The organism is Bacteroides faecium, from assembly GCF_012113595.1.
GTDB lineage: Bacteria > Bacteroidota > Bacteroidia > Bacteroidales > Bacteroidaceae > Bacteroides > Bacteroides faecium.
This window is the reverse complement of the sequence record NZ_CP050831.1, coordinates 1168124-1194004: the sequence shown is the minus strand read 5'-3', so window position 1 is coordinate 1194004 and position 25881 is coordinate 1168124. Positions and strand designations below refer to the sequence as shown.

Below are 25881 nucleotides of genomic sequence, written 5' to 3'. Positions count from 1 at the left end.
TTAAATTGTCCTAATCACTAATTATTAAAAACAATTTATTCACAAAGATATGAAAAAATATCTGAAAGTAAAATTCTTGCAGTCAAGAATTACGGGATTCCTATGCCTGTTTTGTTGCCTTTTCATGTTCACTTCCGAATGTTACGGCCAACAGGCAAAACGGGAAAAAATTACTTTGAATGTCACTAATCTCCCTGTCAGAGAGGTAATCGGGAATATTGAAAAGCAGACTGATTATCGTTTCTTCTATTCGGAGAACCTGAAAGATTTAGATAGACCGGTTTCTATCAAATGTGAGAATGCGGGGATAGAATACACAATGCAGAAGATTCTGTCCGGCACTTCTCTGGATTATAAGATAAATGAGAACCGGGTTGTTTCAATTGTTCCTAAAACCCAGTCGAAAGAAAAACTGCAACGGTTGAACGGTTCTATTATTGATGAGAAAGGAACGCCCCTGATTGGTGTGTCTGTACTCATAAAGGGAACCTCGCAAGGTACAATCACTGATATTGACGGAAAGTTCTATTTGGATAATGTAGAACCATCATCTACTGTCGTTTTCTCCTATATAGGATATGAAACGATTGAGAAACCGGTGAATGGGAAAAGGGAACTGACCGTTATTCTGAAAGAAAACTCTCATTTGCTGAAAGAAGTGGTAGTAGTCGGCTATGGTGCGCAACGGAAAGTAAATTTATCCGGGGCGGTGTCGATGGTATCCGTTGACGAGCAATTATCCGGCAGGTCTATTTCAAGCACTTCCACTGCATTAAGCGGATTAGTACCGGGATTGATGGTACAGCAGTCCAGTGGTATGGCAGGTAAGGATGGTGCTACTTTGAGAGTACGCGGACTGGGTACGGTCAATAACTCGGTTCCTTTGATTGTGGTGGACGGTATCCCCGATATAGAAATAGACAGAATCGACATGAACGACATAGAGAGCATATCCGTATTGAAGGATGCCTCTTCATCGGCGGTCTATGGCTCGAGAGCGGCTAATGGCGTTATCTTGATTACAACGAAGAAAGGTAAATCCGGGCGGGTGAATGTGAATTATTCGGGTAATTTCTCCGTTGGAAAAGCTACCGGTTTCTATGATTTCTTAGCCGATTATCCGAGGGCACTGACATTGCATAACCAGGCAGCGACAAATGGTAATAGCGGTGCTATTTATAAGGACGGAACTATTGACGAATGGATGGCCAAGGGAATGGTAGACCCGGTGCTGTATCCTAACACCGACTGGTGGGATGTTATCTTCCGTTCTCCTTTTACACAAAATCATAGCTTGTCTGCTACGGGTGGAAATGAGAAAGGGACTTATTATCTGTCCATCGGTCTGCTGGACCAGGAAGGCTTGATGATTAACAATGACTACAGACGCTATTCTTTCCGCGTGAATGTAGACCAAAAAGTAGGCAACCATTTTAAGGTCGGCTTGAACGCAGCAGGACAGTGGTCGGACCAGGTATATCCGTTGGACGAAGGATTGCTCTCTTATGGAAACGCTTCCACATGGGAGATGGTCAGGACAGTGGCGGGTATTTTGCCGCAACACCCGGTTACGGGAGAGTATGGCGGTGCGATGGCGTATGGTGAAGATATTCTTGCCGCCAACCTTTTGTCTAAATATAGCGTGAACAATAATAAGCTGGAGCGTAAGGACTTTAACGGTATGGCTTTTCTGGAGTGGCAACCCTTGTCGTTTCTTCAGTTCAGGGCAGATTATGGCCTGACCTACCGGAATGATTTTACAAAATCGTGGAGCATGCCTACTATTCTACAGAATTTTCAGACCGGATTGCCTGGCTATGAGACTGTAACAAAGAGTACCGGTATCACGGATTATACGCGCGAACGTACAAAAACAATTCTGAACTTGCACGCTATTTATAATCAGGAGATTTTCAGCGGACACAATTTGCGTTTCCAGTTTATATACTCCGAGGAGTATTGGCACGAAAGGTCACAAAGCAGTTCGCGGAATGACAGGTTCCACCCGAACCTGACGGAAATAGACGGTGCGGGAGTGACTACCCAGTCTACCGGCGGTTCGTCCAGTAAAGAAGGTTTGCGTTCCATTGTAACCAAATTGAATTATGATATACATGACAAGTATATGTTGCAGGCATTGGTACGTTGGGATGCATCGTCCAAATTTTCTAAGGGACACCAATGGGGAACATTTCCTTCTGTATCTGCCGCATGGCGTTTCTCGGAAGAAGGATTTTTCGAACCGCTGAAAGATGTAGTTTCTAATGCAAAAATCAGAATGTCCTGGGGAAAAGTCGGAAATAATTCCGGTGTAGACCGTTATTATCAGAAAGATACCTATAACTCTTATCCATACACATTCGGAGATAACATACTGGTAGAAGGCTATGCCCCTTATAAACTGATTGACCCGAACTTTACCTGGGAATCTACCGCTATGACTAACTTGGGGCTGGAGCTCTCTTTCTTCAACAATCGCCTGAAGATGGAACTGGACTTATATAATAAACTGACAACGAGCATGATTCGTCCGGGACAAGTATCCAGACTCCTGTCGGGACTGGAAGCACCTGACCGGAATATTGGGGAAATGAGAAACCGGGGAGCCGAAATCTCCCTTTCCTGGCAAGACCAGATAGGTGACTTCTCCTATGGTATCGGAATCAACTATTCATATAATAAGAATAAGTTGCTTAAATGGAATGAACGGTTAGGGCGCGGAGATAAATTCCTGGGCTATCCCTACGAAATGGTTTATACATACAAGGCTGTCGGAATCGCGCAGACATGGGAAGAGATAGCCAATGCTCCCTATCAGAATGATAACCTGGCTCCCGGAGATTTATTGATGGAAGATATTAATGGCGACGGAGTGATTGACAGCAATGACAAGGTAGCCATGCCCAATAGCATGCGTTACATTCCTACGAGTGATTTCAGTATCAGCTTCAATGCAGACTGGAAAGGATTTGATTTGAGTATGCTCTTTCAAGGTAATGCGGGAAGAAAGAATTTTTGGCTGGATAACTTCAATAATGTAAACGTATATACGTCCCGTTATGCTTTTCAGGAACACCATCTGGATACCTGGTCGCCCGATAACCGGGGAGCGAAATTCCCGCGTTTGACATCGGGCAGTAACGGCGGATTCAATCAGGAACAATCTACTTTCTGGCTGTATTCATGTGATTATATCAGACTGAAAAATATCCAGTTAGGGTATCGGATACCCTCGAAACTCCTTAAACATATAGGTGTGAGCTCGGCACGTATCCATATATCGGCGGAGAATCTGTTTACGATTACTAAATGGCCGGGTTTGGACCCGGAGAAACTTCCTAAAAGCGGTTCGGAAATACCTTATCCGCTCATGAAGAATTATTCTTTAGGTATAAATGTAACGCTTTAAAACTATATAATATGAAAAGACATATCAATAGTATATTATTACTGGTCGTTTTATTAGTACAGGCTAGTTGCATTAATAATTTGCTTGACTATCCGGCTACAACAAAAATTAGTGCGGACACTTTTTGGGAAACGACCGAAGATGCGGAGAAAGGGGTGAACGCTGTTTATAACGCAATGAGGAATGCATTCGGACTGTTTTATAGGTTGGATTGTTATCCTAATGCAGACCTCGTTTATTTTCAGAATGCGAACAGCCAGTCGATAACTTCCGATTATTGGAATAAGTGTTATGCTTCTATCAACAGGGCAAATAATGCCATTGTGCAGCTACGCAGGATGCAGTCGGAAGCGGTTACGGAAAAAGACTTGAACCTGCTGAAACGATACGAGGGAGAAGTACGATTTATCAGGGCTCTTCATTATGCGCTTATGATTGACTTATACGGAGATGTCCAGTACCTGGACCATGTACCCACGCAGGAAGAAGCGTATAGCATTGCAAGAACGCCGATTACTCAAGTCAGGGATTTTATAATGGAAGATTATGATTATGCTATATCAGTACTTCCCGATTCTTACGAATCGAGTGACGACCAGGGACGGGCAACTAAAGTTGCGGCTTATGCATTCAAGGGAAAACTGGAACTGTTTTGGGCTTGCTGGAAGAAAAACGGGCGTCCTGAAGTGGATAACTTCCAGCAAAGCGAGTCGGAAGCGAAAGAATATTATGAGAAAGCTATCGGTAATTTTAAAGAGGTGATGAAACCTGCCTATAATCTCCAACTGTTTAAGGACGGTGCTCCCGGAGAATATGTAAATCCGAACTATCTCCAACTCTTTACACTGGAAAATGAAAAATGCTCGGAAGTCATTTTCTCCATCCAGTATGGCGGGCCTAATATCGGACAAGGTGAAGAATTCGTCAAAATCTTCGGAAACCGGAGCGTCCTGAACGGATGGGCAAATATGCAACCGACAAATTACCTGGTGAACCTGTATCAGAGTACCAAAACCGGTGATTATGTTGAACCGGTCGTTCTGAATAAGAACCAAAACCTGACCAATGGTTCGGCTAATCCTAAAACATACGAAGGGCGTGATTACCGCATGCGGGGCACTATCGTTTGGAACGGACAGAAAATGCGTACAATCACTCCCGACGGAATGACGATTGGGGACAGCGTGCCTTTTATGTTCGGTAATAAGAATGGCTACCTGGATTATAATGATAGCAGGACGGGATATATGTTCCGCAAATTCGTGAGACAATATGCCGGCTATTCCAGGTCTAACGGTCCGCAGGATTTCTATCTGATGCGTTTGCCGGATGTCTGGCTGATGTATTGCGAAGCGATGAACGAACTTTATGGACCGTCGGACGAACTGTTCACCCTCATTGACAAAATCAGGGGAAGAGGAAAGCTCCCGGCTTTGAACCGTGAAAAGTTCAAGACCAAGGAGACATTCTTTGGTGCTGTCAAGCAGGAGAGAGCCGTTGAGTTTGTGGCCGAAGGGCAGCGTTTCTTTGACCTGCGGAGATGGCGGCTTGCGGAAAAAGTCTGGGACTATCCGAACGGCAGGGAATTGCGCAGCACATTGAATGACTTTATTCAAGACCAATATAAGAATGCGACAGACCGTACATTCCCCAGGTATTATATCTATAATATCCCTGAAGATGAGCGTGTGTTGAATCCTAATCTGACTCAGAATAAACCATGGTTGTAATTAAAATATAGAGAAATGAAAACACATATCATATCAATTGTAAAGGTGTTACTCCTGACCATTGTCCTGGGAGCTTGCGATACCGACGAAGAAGTGTATCAGGTGACAGACCGGATGGATGCTTATATAAGTTCTGTACAACTATATACGGCGGACAACCGCAATGTTGCTACGCAGGTGACCATTGACGATGCGAACGGGATTATCAACGTAGAAGTCAAGAACGGAGTAAACCGGGCTCACCTGAAACCTCGTTGTTCTTTGGCTCCTGAGGCTACCATCACTCCTAAAATGGGCGTGTGGACTGACTTCAGCGTATCGGTGAAATATACCGTTATCTCCGGAAGCGGAGAGGTATATAAGGAATATAAGATTATTGTTGTTGAAAAGGAATAAAGAAAGATATGAAAAAGATAAGTTGGTTTTCGCTGTATTTACTGCTCTATGCTGTTGCAGTAGCGTTCTGTTCATCTTGTTCTGATGATGAAAGTCCTTTGCGAAATGACCTTTTACGGAAAGATGTGGGACCGGTTCTGGTAGGAAATACATTGGAATTTGCCTACGCAATAGGTTCTACGGATGGCACTCCGATAAAAGCAGTGGAGGTTACAGCGTCTTTCCCGGGTGCCGAAGGAACCGGGATTGCCATGAATAGCAGATACACCAATCCGGATAACGGTGAAGAAGAGGAAGTGCGTATTGCTACGGAGACAAGCACGGAAGGAACTGTTTCCAAAGCCTATATTGTCGATACGGTTGCTGCGACTATACGTTATTTCTATGTTGTGCCCGAAGCTGCCCGGGGTAGTAAGATAAAATTCCATTTCCGCAGTATTACCGGAACAGGTGAAGCTACTGTCCAGTCTCCTGAATATACAGTGAGCAATGTGGAAATCTTTAAGAATCTGTCATTGTCGTCCGGAGAGAGAAACTGTTTCTCTTTGGAGACGATGCAGTCTTACTCCGTGACTCAGGTAGAAGAAATGGGTATTGCCGGCAAGATTGATTTTATCTATACTTACAAGCCGACAATGGGGTCCGGATGGTCGTTTGCCCACGGGCTGGTATCTCCATCCAATGAGAAAGGATATTTGTATCCTGTTGAAATTCCGTCGGGAGCAACCAACCGCACTTTAATGGAAAAAAGGTATTGGCCTGACGGTCAACTGAAGACCAGTGGAGTGCCTACTATCTATGTCGATGAGATAGATTTGCGCCAGGCTGCATTGGACGGAGTGACCGCACATGCTTACGAGTTAGGACAATACCAGGGAGTCTTGATAAAGAGTCATGACGGGAAGTATATCGCCTATTTGTATATCAACGAGACAAGCAGTAATCTGAAACGTATGAGTTTTGCGATAAAGCGTTTAACTTTAAAATAGTCTGATATGAAAAACTATATAAAAAATATCTATCTGTTAATCATCTTTCTCTTTGCTGCAGTAGCTTGCAGTGATAATGACGATGTGATAAAGAAAGATGAGCCCGGAGAGGTGATACCGCCGGTAGTGGTCGAACCTGTAACTGTACTGGATGAGCAATTTGATGATAAGAACAATTATCTGACATCGGGTGGCCAGCCGTTTCCCGCTTCTTTTTCCAACGGTTATTTTGAAAGAACCGTATCCGATGAGGTTATTCAGGATTTGAATCTGAAAGTGTTTTTGGCACAGTGTCGTCTGGAACCGGACGCTCCCGGCGTTTCAGTGAATGGCAGTACGACCTCGGACGGACGTATTCTGTTGGATGCCAATACCGGAGCCATAGAGACGGGACTGTTGGGCAGTGTTTCGAAAATCTCACTGGTAGCCGCCAATGGTTCTGTCGATAACACAGGTACAAAAGTCGTGTTGATGATTAAGGCAAAAGGTGGAAACTGGGAAGTCTACGCAACAAGCCCGCTCCTTTCCGGCACAAATGCCTGTGAATGGGTATTGGATAAGAAAATTATGAAATATCCGATTTACGTGAAGATTGTTGCGGATGGGGCAACCTCTTCCACCGCTTTGGCAATCTATGATTTTAAGCTGGAAGGGACTTTATGCGAATCTCCTGTTGAGCCGGGACCGTCACCTGAAAACACCTTGTTCAATGAAGGGTTCTATAATGACGGTGAAGGTATAAAGATCTTTAAGGCTAGCGACGGTTCGGCTTTCCCCGGAGGAAACTGGAATACCAAAGAGGGCTATTTCGAAAGGACCATAGGCGAACAGGTATTGAAAGTGCGGCTGCACGGATGCCGTATCGATTATACGGAGAATCGTATTTCCATTTATGGAGAGGACACCTCTAAGGGGCGTTTGCAGATAGGAACAGGTGGAGGATATATTGAATTCCCCGTGTTGGGTTCAGTAAGTAAAATCTCTTTGGCTCTTTCTGCCGGAACTGCCGGAGATGTAGCCACCCGTGCCTTGATACAGTATCGCGATAAAGGAACCAGTGACTGGAAAGACCTTGCCATGAGTGAGGATATTACGGCAAATTCGCCTGTGAAATGGGAATTGAATGATGTTTCCGCTAATCCGGTAGCTATTCGTATTATGCAAGACCCTGTTATTACCAAAGGAAATTCATTGGCTATCTATGATTTGGTGATAGAAGGAGCAACAGACCTGCTGCCGGAAGAAGCGGTTGATGTGACGTTGATGGATGAACGGTTTAGAGACTTGGCCATATATACGGTAACTGCGACAGGAGGCGCCCCGGACAGATATACTTTCTATGAAGAGTTGCATTATGACCGTGAAGTAGAAGGAAGAACTTTACGCACTAAAATTTATCAAGGACGTGTACAGAACACTACACAACCCCCTGCAAATGCAAATGGTGCGACACAAGGGCGCCTGTTACTGAAGAATTTTGCCGAAGGTGGTGCTTTGGAAACGCCGATTTTCGGTAGAGTCAAATCAATTGTAGTGAAAGTAACTTCGGCTGACACCGGACAGAAAAGTAAAGCCGTACTGCAAACAAGAGGCGTAGGCGATGACAAATGGACGGATTATGCTGTTAGTGGTGAGGTGGATGACCAAACGGTTTTATCATGGGAGTTGGAAAATATCTCGGACGAGCCTGTTGCATTACGGATTATACAACATCCTGATTATACTCACAATATGGGTATCTATAATCTCACGATAGAAGGAACACTTTATTAATCGGATATACAATATGAGAACAATCAAATTTCTATTATTATACATACTTCTATCCCTCTGTGGGGGGATAGAAGCCAATGCCCAATTGAAGCATTTGGATAAGGCGGCAGATTTCGGAGAGCATCCCCGGTTATTGCTGTTCGACAGTGATATTCAGCAAATAAAAGGTAATATTGAAAAGAATCAGCTATGGAAAAAGATAGATGATGTGATTCAGTCGGAATCCCGGAAACTGTTTGAAGTCGATGCTGTGAAGCGGATAAAGACAGGGCGCAGGCTTTTGGCAGTCTCGCGCGAAGCTTTGCGACGGATTTTCTATCTCTCTTATTCCTACCGCATCACTTCGGACGAGCAGTTTAAAGCAAGGGCGGAAAAGGAGATGCTTGCCATTGCTGATTTTGAAGACTGGAACCCTTCCCACTTTTTAGATGTGGCGGAAATGACTCTGGCTATGGCAATTGGTTACGACTGGCTATACCATGATTTGTCGGAGTCGTCGAGGACTAAAATCAAAGATGCCATTATCAAGAAAGGGATAGACACTTCTTTCAGTACAGACAATAATAGTTGGCTTTCTTCCGGTCATAACTGGAATCAAGTGTGCAACGCCGGAATGGCGTATGGTGCCATAGCGGTTTATGAAGACATGCCGGAGATTGCAAAAGTAGTTGTGGACAGGGCTGTTTCCTCTATTGCCTTGCCGATGAAAGGATATGCGCCGGACGGTGCCTATCCTGAAGGATTTACCTACTGGTCTTACGGCACCAGTTTCAATGTACTCTTCCTGTCTGCTGTCGAAAAGCTCTTTCATACGGACTTCGGACTGTCTTCAATGGAAGGTTTCCTGCCTTCCGCTTATTTCATAGAGAATATGATTACTCCTTCAAAGGAGAGCTTCAATTATGGTGACAGTGGAGATGCCACCTCTTTGAATCCTACCCTTTTCTGGTTTGCGGACAAGATGCATGATTCGACTGTTTTGTGGAGCCAGTACCACTATCTCACAAAAAAGAAAGGCAGCTCATTCGCTAAGAACAGAATCCTGCCGGCATTGATGATATGGGGAAAAAATATCGACTTGGAACATATTCTTCCGCCATCCCGCAACTTATGGGTTGGCCAGGGCGTGACTCCGGTAGGCTCTATGAGAACTTCCTGGACTGACCCCGATGCCATATTTGTAGGTCTTAAGACCGGACGTGCCGGAGCCAACCATTCCCATATGGATATAGGTTCATTCATTATGGAAGCGGACGGCGTACGTTGGGCGATTGACCTCGGGCCGCAGGACTATACATCTTTGGAAACCGTAGGAATTGACTTGTGGAACAGAAAGCAGAACTCACAGAGATGGGATGTTTACCGGTACAATAATTTCTCGCACAACACATTGGCGTTTGACCATAAGAAGCAGAATGTGAACGGTTATACCCGTATTGACAGTTACGGAGACTCTGCCGGCTTCATGCATCTTGTTTCAGACTTGTCGAATGCCTATAAGAGTCAGGTGAAATCGTGCAACAGAGGAATTGCCGTTGTTGATAATCGTTTTGTCGTAGTGCAGGATGAAATCGAAACACTGGACAAACCGACGGAACTGACCTGGACGATGGTTACCAGAGCCGCTGTCAGAAAACTCAATGATTGTACTTTGGAACTAACCGAGAAAGGTAAGAAAATGATATTCAAAGTAGAGTCCAATCAGAAGATAAAGTTGAGAAGTGTTCCTGCCAAGTCTTCCAACTCCTATGATGAACCTAATGACGGCGTAACTCTGATTGGTTTTGAAACTTCGATTCCTGCCTTGGCACAAGCCAGATATTGCGTGAAACTGATTCCCCGGAATACAAAAGCGAAGTATAAAATAACTCCGTTGAAAGAGTGGAAGTAAACTATTAAAATATACTTGAATATGAATAAGATTATTAGATATTGGGCATTTCTATTATTGCTTTTCGCAGCGGTAAGTTGTGATTCATCCGATGATATGAAGGATATTATCATTTCTTCGAAAGAGGAAGTGAAGCCGCAAGTGGTCAAGGTTTTCTCGCATCCGGGCATCCTGTTCACTTATGAGGATATGGCAAGGATAAAGAAACAGGCTTTTTATTATGCAAAACCCTGGAAACTGGGTTATGAACTGCTGAAAGGCGATGCGAACGTAAATTATGTGGTACAGGGACCTTATGCGGAAGTGGAAAGGACGGAAGGGGTGAACAGTACTGCTGCGGGAGCGATGAGCGGTGATTCGCAGATGGCATACCACTGTGCTTTGATGTGGGTTATCACGGAAGAACAGCGTTATGCAGACAAGGCGATTGAGATATTGAATGCCTGGTCGGGCACATTGAAGGCTTTCACCGGCGGAGATGATATGTTGATGTCGGCATGGTATGGTTTCAATCTGATAAATGCAGCCGAAATACTTCGTTATACGGATGCAGGATGGAAAGAAGAAGATATAGCGCGGGCGGAAAAGATGTTTAAAGATGTCTTTTACGAGCTGATTAAAGACTGGAAACGCGGACGTGCGGGAAACTGGGATACTGCGATTACCAAAATGCATCTGGCAGTCGGCGTATTTTTGGATGATAAGGAGATTTTCGACAGGGCAATAACTTTCTATACTTCAACAACCGAAGGCAGCAACGGTACATTGCAGAATAATATCTATGAAACCGGACAGAATTTTGAAAGCGGCAGGGACCAGACACATGCCCAATACGGAATAGGCGGACTGGCAGAATCCTGTGAAGTGGCATGGAAGCAGGGGCTTGATTTGTATGGAAGCATGGACAACCGCTTGTTGAAAGGTTTTGAATATATGGCGAAATACAATCTGGGCAATGACGATGTCCCTTTCCAGGGAAATGTGTACGGAAGTTCTATCTCGGCTACGGACAGGGGAAAACTCCAACCTATCTACGAGATGGTGTACAATCATTATTATAACAGGAAAGGTCTTCCGGAATCGGAACTGGAATATACCCGCCAAGTGGTGGAGAAAGTACGCGGGCAAGGTGGCGAGAGCTGGAACGCGCAATGTCTGGGGTTAGGAACGCTTTTATTTAATGAAGGTGAGTAAGAATATAATGACAGGAATGAAAATGAGAAATAGCAGATTCGCTTTTTATAGCTTGATATTGCTTTTACTGGCGGGTTGTACGGGCACAGATAGTAAAAAGCAATTTATCGGGGAAAATATGAACTATGCATGTGAACAAACCCGCTATATGCTGGAGTCTTTGGGTGATACGAACGGGCGGTATCCCAGGAGTACGAAAAAAGACGGCAGTTTGTCTACGACGGATATTTACGGATGGACAAGCGGATTTTTTCCGGGCACTTTGTGGTTCTTATACGAGTTCACCAATGATAGCTGTTGGAAAGAGAAGGCAGTGGAATGGACATTGCCTCTTGAACCGAACCGAACTAATACGAAAGACCATGATGTCGGTTTTATGATGTACAATAGCTTTGGCAAAGGCTTTGCCTTGACAAAGAATGAGAGTTACAGGGACATTCTGGTACAGACGGCGAATTCATTGATGACACGGTATAATCCGAACGTCCATTCCATCCAGTCATGGGAAAGGGGCAAATCGCATCATGACACGATAATCTGGCAATTTCCTGTGATTATTGACAATATGATGAATCTTGAGTTGCTCTTTTGGGCAGCCAGGGAAACTGGGGACAAAAAGTATTATGATGTAGCTGTCACACATGCCAACACAACTATCAAGAATCATCTCCGTGAGGATTTCAGTTGTTACCATGTAGTCGATTATGACACCATAACGGGCGAAGTCAGGGACCGTGCCACTGCCCAGGGATATGCCGACAATTCGGCTTGGGCGAGAGGGCAGGCGTGGGGAATCTATGGCTTTACAATGGTATATCGGGAAACCGGAGACTCAAAGTATTTGTCCGTTGCACAGAAGATGGCTGATTTCTTCTTGCATAACCCTTCCTTGCCGGAAGACAAAGTTCCTTTGTGGGATTTTAATGCGGGACAAGACGGATATACAAAGAAATGGAAATTTGATGAGACAAAGATAGGCTATATTCCAAGGGATGCCTCTGCTGCCGCTATTGCCGCCTCTGCCCTTTTTGAGCTATATCAATATACGAAGAATCCGGAATATTATGATTCGGCTGTTACGATGATTCATAGTTTGGCGTCAGAGCAGTACAGGGCAGTACCGGGGAGTAATGCAGGTTTTTTATTAATGCATTCTACGGGTAGTCTGCCGCATGGAAAAGAGATAGATGTTCCTTTAGTCTATGCCGATTATTACTTCTTGGAAGCTTTACTGCGTTATCAGAAAATCGGTAAAGAGTCTTAGAAAATAAGAAGATTTAGGTATAACCGGCTTTTCACTCAGACAGATGTGGTATGAAATTACCACATCTGTGGTATTTTCCCTGAACAGAATCCGCACTATCTTTGTCATATATTAAAACAGAGGAAATTAAAAACAGATATATATGGAAAAGATAGCAAGAAAATTGACGGATTTGGTAGGTAATACCCCGTTGTTGGAACTCAACAATTATAATAAGAGTAATGGTCTGAAAGCTCGTCTGGTAGTGAAGCTCGAATACTTTAATCCGGCGGGGAGTGTAAAAGACCGTGTGGCGTTGGCAATGATTGAAGATGCCGAAGTGAAAGGTGTTTTGCAGCCGGGAGCTACCATTATCGAGCCTACCAGTGGGAATACCGGTGTAGGACTGGCTTTCGTAGCTGCTGCCAAGGGATATAAGTTAATATTGACGATGCCCGACACAATGAGCGTCGAACGGCGTAATCTTCTGAAAGCTTTGGGGGCGGAACTGGTTCTGACGCCCGGTGCGGACGGAATGAAAGGAGCCATAGCCAAAGCGGAAGAGTTGAAAGCAGCCACTCCGGGTTCTGTTATCTTGCAGCAGTTTGAGAATCCTGCTAACCCCGCCACGCATTTACGCACAACCGGCCTGGAAATATGGAGAGATACCGAGGGGAAAGTCGATATCTTTGTGGCTGGAGTAGGTACTGGCGGGACAGTTAGCGGTGTAGGCGAAGCACTGAAGATGCGCGACCCGAGTATAAAGATAGTGGCGGTGGAACCATCCGATTCTCCTGTATTGTCCGGTGGAAAGCCCGGCCCGCACAAGATTCAGGGAATCGGCGCCGGTTTTGTTCCTAAGAATTATAAGGCTTCCATTGTGGATGAAGTCATCCAGGTACAAAATGATGACGCCATTCGTACGAGCCGTGAGTTGGCAAAGCAGGAAGGTTTGTTAGTAGGCATCTCTTCGGGAGCTGCCGTATATGCTGCTGCAGAACTTGCGAAGCGTCCCGAAAATGAAGGGAAGATGATTGTGGCATTACTGCCTGATACGGGAGAACGTTATTTGTCTACCATCTTGTACGCTTTTGAGGAATATCCCTTGTAAGGCAAATATTGGAGAGAAAGATATATAGGGAAATAGGAATAAATAGAGAGAAATGAAGAGTGGGGAAGCACCGAACCAATCCGGTTCAGGCTTCCCCACTCTTCATTGTAAACAGGTTTGGATTTATCGGATTTTTTTGGCTTTACTGAACTTCAAAACTCCCCTTCAACCGGGCGTCCTGCGAAGAAGCCCCTACCATCACCGAGAAACTTCCCGGTTCTACGGTAAACTGGTTATTCTTGTCCCACAATCCTAAATCTTGCGGAGTAAGGGTGAAGTTAACTGTCTGTTCTTCTCCCGGTTGTAGATGAATACGTTCAAAGCCACGCAATACCTTGTCGTAGGTAGTCACACTGCTGAAATCATCCCGGATATAAAGCTGAACTACTTCATCTCCCGCTCTTTTTCCCGTATTCTTTACGGTGCACGAAACAGTGATGTTCTCCAGCGGGCCGATAACGGGCTTTGAGATTTTTAAGTCTGAATAACCGAAAGTGGTATAACTTAATCCATATCCGAAAGGATAAAGCATGCCGTCTACACGTACTTTACCTTTAGAGTCCGAACCCGGTTTGAACGGGAAAGCAAAAGGAACCTGTCCTACGGATTTCGGGAAAGTGACAGCCAGACGGCCGCCCGGATTATAATCTCCGAAAAGAACCTTGGCAACAGCATCCCCCATAAACTCTCCGGGGAACCAGGCATGAACGATTGCCGGAATATACTTGTTCGCCCAGTTGATAGTAGCCGCTCTTCCGTCCACCATTACCAGTACGACAGGTTTTCCCGTAGCATATACAGCTTCCAGTAATTGCTGCTGACGTCCGCAAAGGTCAAGATTGGTACGTGAGAACTCTTCCCGTACTGTCTTTTCATTTCCACCCAATACAAGGATAGCGACATCCGAAGCTTTAGCCAACTCTACCGCCTCATCAATCATAGCCTGCTCCTGTGTATCCAACGGAACATTATACAATTCACTTTCCGGGAAATACTTATCAATAATATCACAACCTTTCGCATAGCGGACTTCCGAACCGGGCAGATATTCCTTGATTCCCTGATACACCGTCTTTATAGGCGCATGGGCAGGACCGTATCTGCAAGTCAGTTCTTTTACCTCTTCTGCGTTCGGGCCGATAACGGCTATCTTGCTGAGGCTTTTTGATAACGGAAGCATCTCTTTCTCGTTTTTCAGAAGAACGATAGACTCCAGGGCGGCTCTCATAGATACATCTTGATGAGCGGCATTGTGTACCACCGTTTCCGGGCGACGGTCGTCACCGGGATAAGGATTATCGAAAAGTCCCATCATAAACTTGACACGGAGAATCTCACCGACACGCTGGTCGAGCGTATGCAAAGACACTTTGCCTTCACTGATAGCACGGCGCAACGGAAGGATAAAATCCTGTGGCGGAGTGAAGTTCGTACGGATATTCAGTCCCGCGTTTACTACTTGTGCCGCCATTTCCTCTTCGGTAGGAGTAATGCGGTGCTTCGTATGCAGGAACTCCACCGCTTCACTATCCGAAACGACATATCCTTTGAATCCCCATTGCTGACGCAGGATTTCCGTAAGGAAATGATAGCTGCCGGACACCGGTTCGCCGTCATAGTCATTGTAAGAACTCATAACTCCCAATGCACCCGCTTCCTGAATACCTTTGCGGAAAGGTTCCAAATATAAAGTTTTCATTTCGCGCGGAGCTACGTGCGGGTCGGTACGTGTACCGCCGTCACGCCCGCCAACTGGAATACTGTACACGGCAAAATGCTTGGGAGTGGCAACGATTCCTTCAGCCTGCAAGCCGAGAATCATTTGTTTGCCTAATTCTCCCACCAAATAAGGGTCTTCCCCGTAACTCTCTACGACACGTCCCCAACGAGGGTCTTGTGCGATGTCCAGAATCGGAGAATAAATATTCGTGTATCCGAGCGCTTTCGCCTCATCAGCAGTGACTTTCGCTATTTCCCGAATCAGCTTTTTGTTCCACGTGGCACCTTGCCCGCATTGAGCCGGGAACATCGTTGCGCGGTCATGGCATAATCCGCGTATTCCCTCATTCGTAAAATCGACAGGAATACCCAACCGTGTCTGCTCTACAAACCAACGCTGAACAGCATGACGATTCTTCACGCTATTGGCATACGGATAAGAAATTTCGGAACCGAACTTACCCAGTCCGTTTGCCTGCTCGTCAATATTCCCGATACCGTCTTTCCAGATTTCCTGTGACCATCCGGCGGTAGGCCACGCATCCTTCAATACCCGTCCCGAACCGTACAGAGTAGCCATCTGACAGGTCTTCTCTTCCAGCGTCATCTGCGAAAGCAAATTCGCGATGCGGGCTTCGATGGGAGCGGCAGGGTCTTCATATACATCCTTTACTCCGTTCTTGTTAAAGTCAATCCAAGTCTTTTTGTACATGTCCTTTGCGTTGCCCGCAGACTTGTTGCCGGTAAGGCTGTTACTAGCGAGGCTACTGCCGGCAAAAAGGCTGCCGGCAGATAAGAACAAGGTGAGTCCACATAGTAATTTTTTCATATCTATCTCTATTTCACTGTAAGTATCACGCTTTGCAGGTCGGTATCCCTTGAAGAAGCTCCCACCATAATCTTGAAAGTCCCTTTCTCTACACCGTAGTGCATATCAGCGTCATAGTACGACAGCATTTCGGGAGTAAGAGTAAACGAAACCTGTTTCGTTTCCCCCGCCTTCAAAGGTATGCGGGCAAAGTCTTTCAACTCCTTCACAGGGCGGGTAGCCGAACTATATTCGTCGCGGATATAAAGTTGCACAGTCTCTTCACCGTCCATCTTTCCGGTATTCGTGACGTCTACGGTTACTTCCACGCTCTTGTCGGGAGTGATTGCCGCTTCAGACAGTTTGAGATTATCATATTTGTACGTCGTATAACTCAAACCGTAACCGAACTCGTACAAAGGTAATGAATTTCCTGTTGCATACGGAAACCAATGGTTGGTAAATTTATGATTGTACATACATTGAATCTGTCCCGTGCTTCTTGGAATAGTAATCGGCAGTTTGCCGCTCGGGTTCACTTTTCCGTAGAGAATCTCCGCCAATGCCTGTCCGCCTGCCACTCCCGGCTCCCATGCCTCAATGATGCAAGGCATATTTTCGGCAATCCATTCGGCAGTCAGCGGGCGGCCGTTGACAAGTATCACTACCGTCGGAACACCCGTAGCCGCTACGGCTTCCACCAATTCCTGCTGACGTCCCGGCAAAGAAAGCTCATAACGGTCGCTGTTCTCTCCGCAAGTCTTCTCGTTCCAGTGGTAACGCATGGAGTTTTCTCCTACCACAAGAATCGCCAAATCGGAATTGCGTGCCCGTTGCACTGCATCCTTAATCTGGCTGTCGGACAATAAACGGACATTCCAGCCCAAGTCGAGGAAGTTGTAAGCCGTTTCGGGACTGATAGCTTTCAGACCTTCCAACACGGTAGTGACATGCTCTTCCGGTTGCTCCATAGCCCAGTCTCCCAGGATAGACTGATTGTCCGCATTATGTCCGGTGACGAATACTTTCTTGTATTTAGAGGCTTCCAACGGCAGCATATTACCCTCATTCTTCAGCAGGACGATGGACTTCCGTGCCCCTTCCAATGCCGTTTTCTGATGTTCCGCGTTGAATACGATTTCATCTTTCTTCTTCAAGTCGACAAACGGATTCTCGAACAGTCCGAGCCTGAACTTGGCTTCCAGTATTTTGGATACAGCGGCATCTACCTGCTTTTCGGAGATGCTTCCTTCATGTACACACTCAATGATGGCTTCGTAAAACTCCGGCCCGTGCATATGCATCCCCATTCCCGCGTCTACGCTTATCCGGTAAGCGTCTTTCAGCGTCTCCGCCACGCTGTGATAGTCGTGCATACGCTCAATGTCCATCCAGTCGCTGACTACGAACCCGTCAAACTTCCACTGGTTGCGCAGCACTTCCGTCATCAGATATTTGCTTCCGTGACAAGGAATCCCGTTCAACTCATTATGAGCCGTCATTACCGTAAACACCCCTGCTTCCAGGCAATCCTTGAAAGGCGGGAAAAACACCTCTTGCAATGTCCTTTCCGACAACTCGGCAGGCGCGCCGTTGATTCCGTTGGCAGGCTGGCTGCCGCCTACAAGATGCTTGGCACAGGCGATTACTTTATTATCGCCCGTAAAGTCTTTAGTCTGAAACCCGCGTACGGTAGCTGCTCCCATCTGTCCAACCAGATAAGGGTCTTCCCCGAATGTCTCGCCCACACGTCCCCAACGGGCGTCACGGGCAACTTCCACGTTCGGGGTGAACGTCCAGTGCATACCGCTGGCACGCATTTCGACAGCCGTCTCACGAGACATCCGTTCAATGAGCGCAGGGTCGAACGTGGAAGCCTGTCCGATAGGAGTGGGGTAAATGGTTGAACCACAATACAGACCGTTTCCGTGAATGGCATCAATACCAATCAGGAGTGGAATTTTCAGACGGCTCTGCTGTGCCAGTGATTGCAGATAGTTGGCCTCTTCCGCTTTCACGACGTGCAGGAACGAGCCAATCATTCCTTTCTTCGTCATCTCCTCTACATCCGAAGAGTGCAGTCCGGGATAAAATCCCTGCGAATGGCTGTGCTTCAAGTCCTCGGCGGACATGTCCTTTTCTGCCTTCTTCATGTGCTCCAATCCTACGTATTGGCACATTTGGGCTACTTTCTCTTCCAATGTCATTTGAGACATTAAGGCGGATACACGTTGGGATACGGGTAAATCGGGATTGGTATAGTCTTTATCCCCACTCTGGCAGGATGCTGCGGAAAGTCCCATCATGCAACTAATTCCCATTGTTATAAATATGTTACGCATAAAAAATAGTGGTGTTGTGTCATTTGGTTAATAAATTGAGAACTTCCTGGTCGGTCACTTCCCCTTTGCTGTTGCAGAAACCGAATCCAGCTTTGTATTCCCAGTAAGAATAAGCAATATTATTATCGCGGAAGATAGAGATAACGTCCTGCAACCAGTCTATTTTATCCGCTCTCGGCGTCTTGTTGTAACAGCCGAACTCTCCGCAATGCAACTGCAATCCATATTTGCCGGCCTGGTTCATTGCCTTGCGTACCAGCGATTCGAGGACAGCCTTATCATACGTACCCATATACGGGTCGACAATTTTCTTGTCGTCATCCGATAACTGTGCGTAATCTTCCTGCGCAATCAGTTCACCCGGATAATGAATCGCTACGTTCAGATTCTTCATGTCCGTCCATTCCGCCTTGTAATGAGTAAAGAGATGCGGGTTGTAGAAGTGGAAGCTCAGGATAATGTTCGGGTCATTGGCAGGAACAGTCAGTTCGCCGAATGTATTCACTCCCTGCCATTTGTTGGAGCCGATGACAAGTTTGCGTTCCGGCTCCGTCAGGCGGAGTTCTCTAATCAACTGTGCCGACAGGGAATTCCACTGGGAAGAGTAGGGAGCTACCGGTTCGTTCAGCAGTTCGTAAGCTACCAGGTCGTTCGGATAGTCCTTCAGTTCGTCTGCCAGCGATTTCCATAGGTCGAGATATTTATATTGGGCGTCCTTGTTTTTCCATAACAGCGGAGTGTTGTCCACTTCAATCGTGATTTGGGAATTGCTTCCTTCTTTACTGTCGGAGAAGAAAACGTCATCTATATACATTTCTGCCGGACCGTCATCGGGACGGATGGCCAGTTTGGTATAATTTCCATTGGCTGAACCGCTTTGTATATTAATCAAATCGAAGGCTATATCTTCCCATTCGTTAACCTTGTTATTGGTATATCCTGTGTAGACAGCATCTAATCCCTCACCTTCCAGTGTGAGCGTGATGGTACTCTTCATATTCTTGCGGATTTTCATGCGCAAATATTTGAATTGCCCTTCATCCGGACCTATGGGTAGCTGGAATCCGCCTTTTCCGCCCGCCATCCAGTTTGTATTCGATGTTTTATTCATACGAAGCACCTTGGCACTGGGATTTGCCGGACACACATCGGGGTTGTTTACTACGTCGACAGTGAGTTGTGTACCATCGAAAGGATACCATGCGTTTTCTCCGTTCTCAAAGTTGTCGATAAAACCATCAATGACTGTCGCTCCGCTACTTCCCGCGTTGAAGTAGTGCGACCGTAAGATGTGCATATCCACAATCACTTTCATGTTTGCCTTCTCACACCATTTGATGGCGTTGTGCAGCAGTTCAAATGCTTCCGGAATCTTCTGCCCGTCTTCGGTGAACAGTTGTTCCTCGTCTGCCGGCAGGCGGATATGGTCGAAACCGAATCCCGCCAGTTGTTGTACTTCCGCTTCCGTGAAATAGTTTTTCCGTTCTTCGCCGCGGACGTCGCTTTGCGACAGCCAGTTGCTGATATTGACCCCTTTACTGATGGCAAAGGGAATATAACTTTGCGGTTCACCGCCGCCGTTGACTGTTTCTTCTTTCTCGGAACAGGATGCTATCAGGCATGCAAACAGAGATACCAGATAGATTATAAGTCTTTTTTTCATACAATTCTTACTTTTAATGGTTTATTCTGCTTCTTCCGTTGGTTCGGTCACTTCGATAGTGGCTTCACGGCTGGTTTCCTTGGTCGGTGTCTTGACAATCAGTTCGAGATGGAAAGTACCGATGGTCGAAGGTACGTATGTCCATCCCACACCTTTGTGGATTTCTCTTCCGTCCAGATACCATGTGCCTTCGCATAGTTCGGCAGGCGTGTATTGTACGTTAATATTGAGTACCTGATTCAGCGGGATACTGAATTTTCCCAGTGTGCCGTCTTCCTGCTTGTCCGGCCAGCGTCCCAATATGCGCGGATATTCGTCAGTGGTCAGTACCGGAGTGTCTATATCATCACTGCAACCGCTCATGGCAAACAGTGATACCAGTAATGTGCATATAAATAGAATTCTTTTCATAATCGTTTTTCTTTTTATTGTTGCTTATCAGGTTTTATTTGTCCCACCATACGGGTGAGTTCCAGTCGTCTTTGCCGCCCATCGCCTGTATGGCGGATTGATAACCTTCGGGATTGTACGAACTCTCGAACAGCGGGTAGCAGAGACGCAACGGCGTAGTCTGCGAATCAATCGTCACTGCTCCGTAGTGGGGCGAAGGAAGCAATACGGGAATGTCCGTTCTTCTCCAGTTGGCATATCCTTCGGGGATATTGTTGAGGTGCAGAATCCACAGTTGGGTGTTGATGGCGGTGAGTTGCGCGTCCAGTCCGTTGGCAGGGAGCGGGTTAGCTTGCAAATAGGTGTCGATAGCCTGCTCGTCGAAGGCTTTGGCGCCAAACTTCTCAAGGAAGTGGACGGCTGCGCGCACGCCGTTCTCATAGTGTGCGGAAGCGTCTGCTCCGGTAGTGACTTCACCTGCCCAACGGGCCTTGGCTTCTGCCAGCAGCAATTCCACTTCTGCGTACGTCATGACTACTCCGGGCATATCACCCTTCAGGAAGATATTGTTGAGTTGCGGGCGGGTTGCCTTGTCCTGCCATTTGTTGGTCAGTTTGCTCCAATAGCCTTCGGGCCATGTCCCGTTACTATACCAGAAGTATCCCGGATTGCAAGGCTGGAATTTGGCAGCTTCCGTTTCAATCATTTCCTCTGTCAAATCCACACGTCCGAATGGATTGTTGGCCGAACTTTCGTCGTAGCAACGTCCGAACACGAACTGGCGCGGGTCGGAAGTAGCGTCCAGTTGCTTCCAAAAGGTGCTGCATATATAAGCCGTAGGATAGGCTTCGCGTCCCCGCCACATTTGGGCAAGTCCGTTTCTGCGATATTCGTCGGATGCCCAGTCGACGATGTCGGTATAGGCAATCAGGGCGTCGTCGGCGGCAGACTGCATCAAGCCTGCTTCCTGACCGATAGCTTTGATAACTTCCTGTTTGGCAAGTTCCGGTTCCGCGTTTACGATACGCATGGCATAGCGCAGGTGCAGGGAGTTGGCAAAACGTTTCCATTTGTCAATGTTGCCTTGATAGATAATGTCTCCCGTCACTTTGTCCCCGTCGGCGGTAAGGGCTTCCGCCGCTTCGCCGAGTTCTTTCAGGAAGTCTTTGTATATCACTTCCTGTTTGTCGTAGGCAGGCTTTACATTGCCGTTGATAAAGCCTTTCCCGGCTTCGAAGTAAGGGCAGTCACCGTACATATCCGTCAGGATAGAGAAAAGATATACCCTGTAAATACGGGCAACGGAATGGATGTTGATTTCCCTTTCGTTATCTTTGGTCTTGTCTAATATGTCGACAATATTCTTGATAAGTGCCGGATACATCAGGTTCCATGTATTTCCCATTTCCGCGTCATTCTTGCGGTACTGTCCGCCGTAGTTTGTGGTATTCCAGTCGCCTTGCATATATTGTGCGAAAGCGGCGAGATAGAACGGGTAGGGTTGGCACATCTGCCAGTGTCCCCATGTCTGGAGTTGAATCATGGACAGTTGATGGTTCGGGTCGGTGGACGAAGACTTGGAAGGGTCTGTGTTCAGTTCCTCAAAGTCGGTGCAGGCTCCCAGCAGCAGACCGCATATGCATAGGATACCGAAAGTGATTTTATAGATTGTTTTCATGATTGCTTACTATTAGAATTTTACGTTAACATTGAAACCATAGCTTCTTCTGGATGGCAGCGAGCCGTATTCCAGTCCCATGCCCGAACCATTGTTGTAGTTGGAATCCGGGTCGATGTTCGGCACGTTCTTGTAGATGATGAACGGGTTGCGCGCCACGAACGATACGGATACGGCATCGAATACCTTGCTGACCCATCTTTTAGGCAGGCGGTAAGCCAGTGTTATCTCGCGTACCTTTACATAAGAGTTGTCGTAGATGAACGGAACCGGAGTCTGGTCGGCTATATGTTTCCAATATACTTCCGGGTCAACGTATTTCTTGTTCTGCTCGAAAGTGCCGCTCGCCGTTTCTACTACTCCGTCTACGAGATAACCGCCCGTCGCTTCCCATTTGGCTTCCGTCACTCCGGCTTGCAGGCGTTTCTCTTCCGATTCGTACCAGCCGTCGCGTCCTGCAAGGGTTGCCTTGTCCTTTCCTGTCATGTAGGAAGAACGGGAAGACATGGAGTAAACGTCGGCTCCTACCTTGATATCGAAGATGGCAGACAGGGAGATGTCGCGGTAAGTCAGGTTGGTGGTGATACCGCCTGTCCATTTCCAGGTGGCGTTGCCCAGTACCCGCAGGTCTTCGGTCACTTTCGGGAGTCCTGTGTTGGCGTCTACGATAATCTGTCCGGCGTCGTTTCTCAAGAAGTCTTTGCCGAGGATGGAACCGTAGTTCTGGCCTTCCACGGCAGCTACTTTCACGTTAATCCAGCGTGCCGATTCCAATTCAAATTCCTTAATGCCTGAAGCCAGTCTTTTTACCTTATTGCTGTTCTTTGAGAAGTTGATGTTCAAGTCCCACGAGAAATCCTTGGTCTGTATGGGGCGTGTGTTCAATGCGATTTCTATACCTTTGTTTTCTATTTCTCCGGCGTTAATCAGCATGGAGTTGTAACCGGAAGTTCCGGTGGTGTTCAAGCGCATGATTTGGTTGCTGCTCTTTTGGGTATAGTATGTGAAGTCCAGTCCGATGCGGTTTTTCAGGAATTTCAGTTCCAGTCCTACTTCGGCGGAGTTGGTCTTGGTCGGCTTGAGGTCTTTGTTCGGGATGGTGGTATTGGCGATTTGTGACAATGCATAACCCGAGTAGTTTTTGGGAGACAGTTCGTAGGACAATCCCAGTTGGTAAGGGTCTGTGTCGCTACCTACTTGTGCCCATGAAACTCTCACTTTGCCGTAAGGCAGTATCGTAGGGTTAATCTTGAAAAATTCCGAGAACAGGAAGCTGCCTGATACTGACGGATACAGATACGTATTGTTTCCTGAAGGCAATGTCGATGAATGGTCGCCGCGCAAGGTAGCGTCCAGGTAAACGAAGTTGCCGTAAGCCAGGTTGATAGAACCGTAGAGCGAGTTAATCTGTTTGCGATAGGTTCCTTCGGTGATTTCCTTGCTTGTAAAGCTTTGCAGGGCAATGACATCACGCATTACCATCTCTTTGGCAGTCACGATTTGGGTTTTGTTGTCTACTTTATAGATGTTTCCGCCGATGGTTACTCCGTAGTCGAACTTCTTGTAGCTGTTGTTGTAGATAGCCAGTGCTTCTACGTTGTACATCCGGTTCTTAAAGTCGCTGATTTGCAACTGTCCCTGCTCGAATCCCGGTGAGGAAGGGGCTGCGTAGTCCTGGAAGTTCATAAAGTTGATATCTGCGCCACCGGTCACTTGAATCTTGAAATGCTCGTTGACATTGTAGCGTACCAATGCCGAACCCATGAATTTATCCTTTCCCGATTCGTTGGTCATTTCGTTGAGCACCCAGTAGGGGTTGAGGTTCCATACGTCGCGTCCATTCCAGTCGTAGTAGTTGCCATCGGCGTCCTTGTAGTTGTCGCGCAGCCATTTCTGGTCGTAGGTTGTTGCCAACGACATCAGATTCTTCGCAGGATTGGCACGATGGTCGGACAGTGCGGGACGGTTCTTTACGTCTTCGCGGGTGTAGGTCACTTTGAAGTCGAGGTCTACCTTTTTGTTTATTGTGGTGTTGGCGCGCAGGTTCAATGTGTTGCGGCTCATCTTCGTGTTGGGAAGAATATCCTTGTTGCGCATATCCGTGTAAGTGGCGCGGATACCCGTATCATCTTTCACTGTGCTGACAACGATTGTATTGGTAGTAGTCATACCGGTTCTGAAGAAACCGTCGATATTATTGGGAATGACTACATACGGACGGGTCACTCCGTCGAAATAAGTCAGATTCAGCCCCGGGTCTATTTTAGGCCCCCAGTTCTTGTTGGATGAATATTGGTCGTCCGTTCCGTTGATGCGTCCGCCGGTTCCCTGGCCATATACGTATTGTACATCGTCCCATTTCGTCAACTGCTTCTCGAAAGTGGTGGTACTGTTCAGCTCTACCGCGAATTTCTTCTTGGTACTCGCCTTCTTCGTAGTGATAAGAATCACACCGTGGGATGCGCGGCTACCGTACAGTGCCGAAGCTGCCGGGCCTTTCAATACGGACATGCTTTCTATATCGTCCGGATTGATGCTTGAGATACCGTCGCCCAAGTCGTAACCGCCGTATTGTCCGGCACTTCCGTAATTGGAATTATCCAAAGGCACACCGTCCACTACATAAAGCGGCTGGTTGTTTCCCGTCATTTCCGTGCTACCGCGAACGATGACGCGCGACGAACCGGAAGGCCCGCCGGCAGTCTGGCTGATAACCAGTCCCGGAATCTTGCCTGCCAGTGAGTTGATGACATTCGTTTCCTTGGCTTTTTCCAGTTCTTCGCCTTTCACTTCGCCGATGGAGTAACCGAGTGCTTTCCGTTCGCGCTTGATACCCAATGCGGTAACTACTACTTCGTCGATGATTTTACTGTCTTCTTTCAAGACGATTTTAAGGTTGGATTGTCCTTTTACCTGTACTTCCTCGGAACGGTAGCCTACATAACTTACTATTAATGTAGCATTCTTCGAAGCATCAATACTGAACTGACCGTTGAAATCGGTGATAACTCCCTGTGCAGTACCTTTGACGGCAATGCTGGCTCCAATCAGAGGTTCGCCTTGCTCATCCGTAACTGTACCTTTCACTTTGGAAGTCTGCTGTACAACTTGGTGGGTTACTTCGTCTTCCGCGTATCCATATATAGGTATGAATAGCAACAGACAGAGAATTAGGGTTAACTGCTTTTTCATTTTACTTATGATATTAGATTGTTGATTTACGTCGCAAATATAGGACGTAACCCCGCCTAGCCAGGTTTGAAAGCTATCGGAATAGGTTGAAAAACTATCGGAATTGCGTTTTTCTACCTTTTTTGTTTTGCAAGTATAGTGAAAATGGTGGAATAAACAGCGGAAACCGGGAGAATGTAATATAGAGGTACTTGTTTGGGGGCTCTTTTATGTTTGTTGTATTCTAATGTGGGTTCTCTGGCTATGATGTATAGGGAAACATAAGCTATGAAGTAGGAATGAATCTGTTATCTCCCCGTTGTTCATACGTTAAGTCACCGATATCATTCATTTGTCACGGCCGTGGTGACTTC

Annotated in this window: 15 protein-coding genes; 9 read left to right on the top strand and 6 right to left on the bottom strand. The window is 46.6% G+C overall.

What is annotated here, in order from left to right; all coding sequences use genetic code 11:
- Positions 1–49: 49 nt before the first annotated feature.
- The 9 genes from BacF7301_RS04360 (at position 50) to cysK (ending at position 13736) form a co-directional block, all read left to right on the top strand.
- Positions 50–3409, top strand: coding sequence for a TonB-dependent receptor (locus BacF7301_RS04360; protein WP_209319498.1), 3360 nt, complete (start codon positions 50–52; stop codon positions 3407–3409).
- An 11-nt stretch (positions 3410–3420) separates the two neighbouring features.
- On the top strand, positions 3421–5139 hold the full coding sequence (locus BacF7301_RS04355; RefSeq protein WP_167960577.1) for a RagB/SusD family nutrient uptake outer membrane protein: 1719 nt from the start codon (positions 3421–3423) through the stop codon (positions 5137–5139).
- Positions 5140–5154: 15 nt separating this feature from the next.
- Positions 5155–5535, top strand: coding sequence for an SGBP N-terminal domain-containing protein (locus BacF7301_RS04350; protein ID WP_167960575.1), 381 nt, complete (start codon positions 5155–5157; stop codon positions 5533–5535).
- Between the two features lie 8 nt (positions 5536–5543).
- Positions 5544–6524, top strand: coding sequence for a DUF4466 family protein (locus BacF7301_RS04345; RefSeq protein WP_167960572.1), 981 nt, complete (start codon positions 5544–5546; stop codon positions 6522–6524).
- A gap of 6 nt (positions 6525–6530) precedes the next feature.
- Positions 6531–8297: a hypothetical protein gene (locus BacF7301_RS04340; protein WP_167960570.1), complete on the top strand. Its 1767-nt coding sequence runs from the start codon at positions 6531–6533 to the stop codon at positions 8295–8297.
- Positions 8298–8310: 13 nt separating this feature from the next.
- Positions 8311–10188, top strand: a complete 1878-nt coding sequence (locus tag BacF7301_RS04335; RefSeq protein ID WP_167960568.1) for a heparinase II/III domain-containing protein — start codon at positions 8311–8313, stop codon at positions 10186–10188.
- 21 nt (positions 10189–10209) lie between these two features.
- Positions 10210–11382 carry an alginate lyase family protein gene (locus tag BacF7301_RS04330; protein ID WP_167960566.1) on the top strand — a complete coding sequence of 391 codons (1173 nt, stop codon included), beginning with the start codon at positions 10210–10212 and terminating at the stop codon, positions 11380–11382.
- Between the two features lie 16 nt (positions 11383–11398).
- Positions 11399–12646: a glycoside hydrolase family 88 protein gene (locus BacF7301_RS04325; protein ID WP_209319497.1), complete on the top strand. Its 1248-nt coding sequence runs from the start codon at positions 11399–11401 to the stop codon at positions 12644–12646.
- A gap of 142 nt (positions 12647–12788) precedes the next feature.
- Positions 12789–13736: a cysteine synthase A gene (gene cysK, locus BacF7301_RS04320; RefSeq protein ID WP_167960562.1), complete on the top strand. Its 948-nt coding sequence runs from the start codon at positions 12789–12791 to the stop codon at positions 13734–13736.
- A gap of 142 nt (positions 13737–13878) precedes the next feature.
- Here the strand turns inward: cysK and BacF7301_RS04315 are convergent, their stop codons facing one another.
- From BacF7301_RS04315 to BacF7301_RS04290, 6 genes are read right to left on the bottom strand one after another with little or no spacing between them, the layout of a single operon-like run.
- Positions 13879–16284: a glycoside hydrolase family 3 N-terminal domain-containing protein gene (locus BacF7301_RS04315; protein ID WP_167960560.1), complete on the bottom strand. Its 2406-nt coding sequence runs from the start codon at positions 16282–16284 to the stop codon at positions 13879–13881.
- Between the two features lie 8 nt (positions 16285–16292).
- Positions 16293–18605: a glycoside hydrolase family 3 N-terminal domain-containing protein gene (locus tag BacF7301_RS04310; RefSeq protein ID WP_167960558.1), complete on the bottom strand. Its 2313-nt coding sequence runs from the start codon at positions 18603–18605 to the stop codon at positions 16293–16295.
- Positions 18606–18624: 19 nt separating this feature from the next.
- Positions 18625–20268, bottom strand: a complete 1644-nt coding sequence (locus BacF7301_RS04305) for a cellulase family glycosylhydrolase (RefSeq protein WP_167960555.1) — start codon at positions 20266–20268, stop codon at positions 18625–18627.
- Between the two features lie 21 nt (positions 20269–20289).
- Entirely contained in the window at positions 20290–20679 is a 390-nt protein-coding gene (locus BacF7301_RS04300; protein ID WP_167960553.1) for a hypothetical protein, read from the bottom strand.
- Positions 20680–20713: 34 nt separating this feature from the next.
- Positions 20714–22336, bottom strand: a complete 1623-nt coding sequence (locus BacF7301_RS04295; protein ID WP_167960551.1) for a SusD/RagB family nutrient-binding outer membrane lipoprotein — start codon at positions 22334–22336, stop codon at positions 20714–20716.
- Between the two features lie 12 nt (positions 22337–22348).
- Positions 22349–25528, bottom strand: a complete 3180-nt coding sequence (locus tag BacF7301_RS04290) for a SusC/RagA family TonB-linked outer membrane protein (protein WP_167960549.1) — start codon at positions 25526–25528, stop codon at positions 22349–22351.
- Positions 25529–25881 lie beyond the last annotated feature (353 nt).

Bases quoted from the DNA above. Each gene is read 5' to 3' on its own strand.
- BacF7301_RS04360 (WP_209319498.1), top strand. From the start codon at position 50: ATGAAAAAATATCTGAAAGTAAAATTCTTGCAGTCAAGAATTACGGGA.
- BacF7301_RS04355 (WP_167960577.1), top strand. From the start codon at position 3,421: ATGAAAAGACATATCAATAGTATATTATTACTGGTCGTTTTATTAGTA.
- BacF7301_RS04350 (WP_167960575.1), top strand. From the start codon at position 5,155: ATGAAAACACATATCATATCAATTGTAAAGGTGTTACTCCTGACCATT.
- BacF7301_RS04345 (WP_167960572.1), top strand. From the start codon at position 5,544: ATGAAAAAGATAAGTTGGTTTTCGCTGTATTTACTGCTCTATGCTGTT.
- BacF7301_RS04340 (WP_167960570.1), top strand. From the start codon at position 6,531: ATGAAAAACTATATAAAAAATATCTATCTGTTAATCATCTTTCTCTTT.
- BacF7301_RS04335 (WP_167960568.1), top strand. From the start codon at position 8,311: ATGAGAACAATCAAATTTCTATTATTATACATACTTCTATCCCTCTGT.
- BacF7301_RS04330 (WP_167960566.1), top strand. From the start codon at position 10,210: ATGAATAAGATTATTAGATATTGGGCATTTCTATTATTGCTTTTCGCA.
- BacF7301_RS04325 (WP_209319497.1), top strand. From the start codon at position 11,399: ATGAAAATGAGAAATAGCAGATTCGCTTTTTATAGCTTGATATTGCTT.
- cysK (WP_167960562.1), top strand. From the start codon at position 12,789: ATGGAAAAGATAGCAAGAAAATTGACGGATTTGGTAGGTAATACCCCG.
- BacF7301_RS04315 (WP_167960560.1), bottom strand. From the start codon at position 16,284: ATGAAAAAATTACTATGTGGACTCACCTTGTTCTTATCTGCCGGCAGC.
- BacF7301_RS04310 (WP_167960558.1), bottom strand. From the start codon at position 18,605: ATGCGTAACATATTTATAACAATGGGAATTAGTTGCATGATGGGACTT.
- BacF7301_RS04305 (WP_167960555.1), bottom strand. From the start codon at position 20,268: ATGAAAAAAAGACTTATAATCTATCTGGTATCTCTGTTTGCATGCCTG.
- BacF7301_RS04300 (WP_167960553.1), bottom strand. From the start codon at position 20,679: ATGAAAAGAATTCTATTTATATGCACATTACTGGTATCACTGTTTGCC.
- BacF7301_RS04295 (WP_167960551.1), bottom strand. From the start codon at position 22,336: ATGAAAACAATCTATAAAATCACTTTCGGTATCCTATGCATATGCGGT.
- BacF7301_RS04290 (WP_167960549.1), bottom strand. From the start codon at position 25,528: ATGAAAAAGCAGTTAACCCTAATTCTCTGTCTGTTGCTATTCATACCT.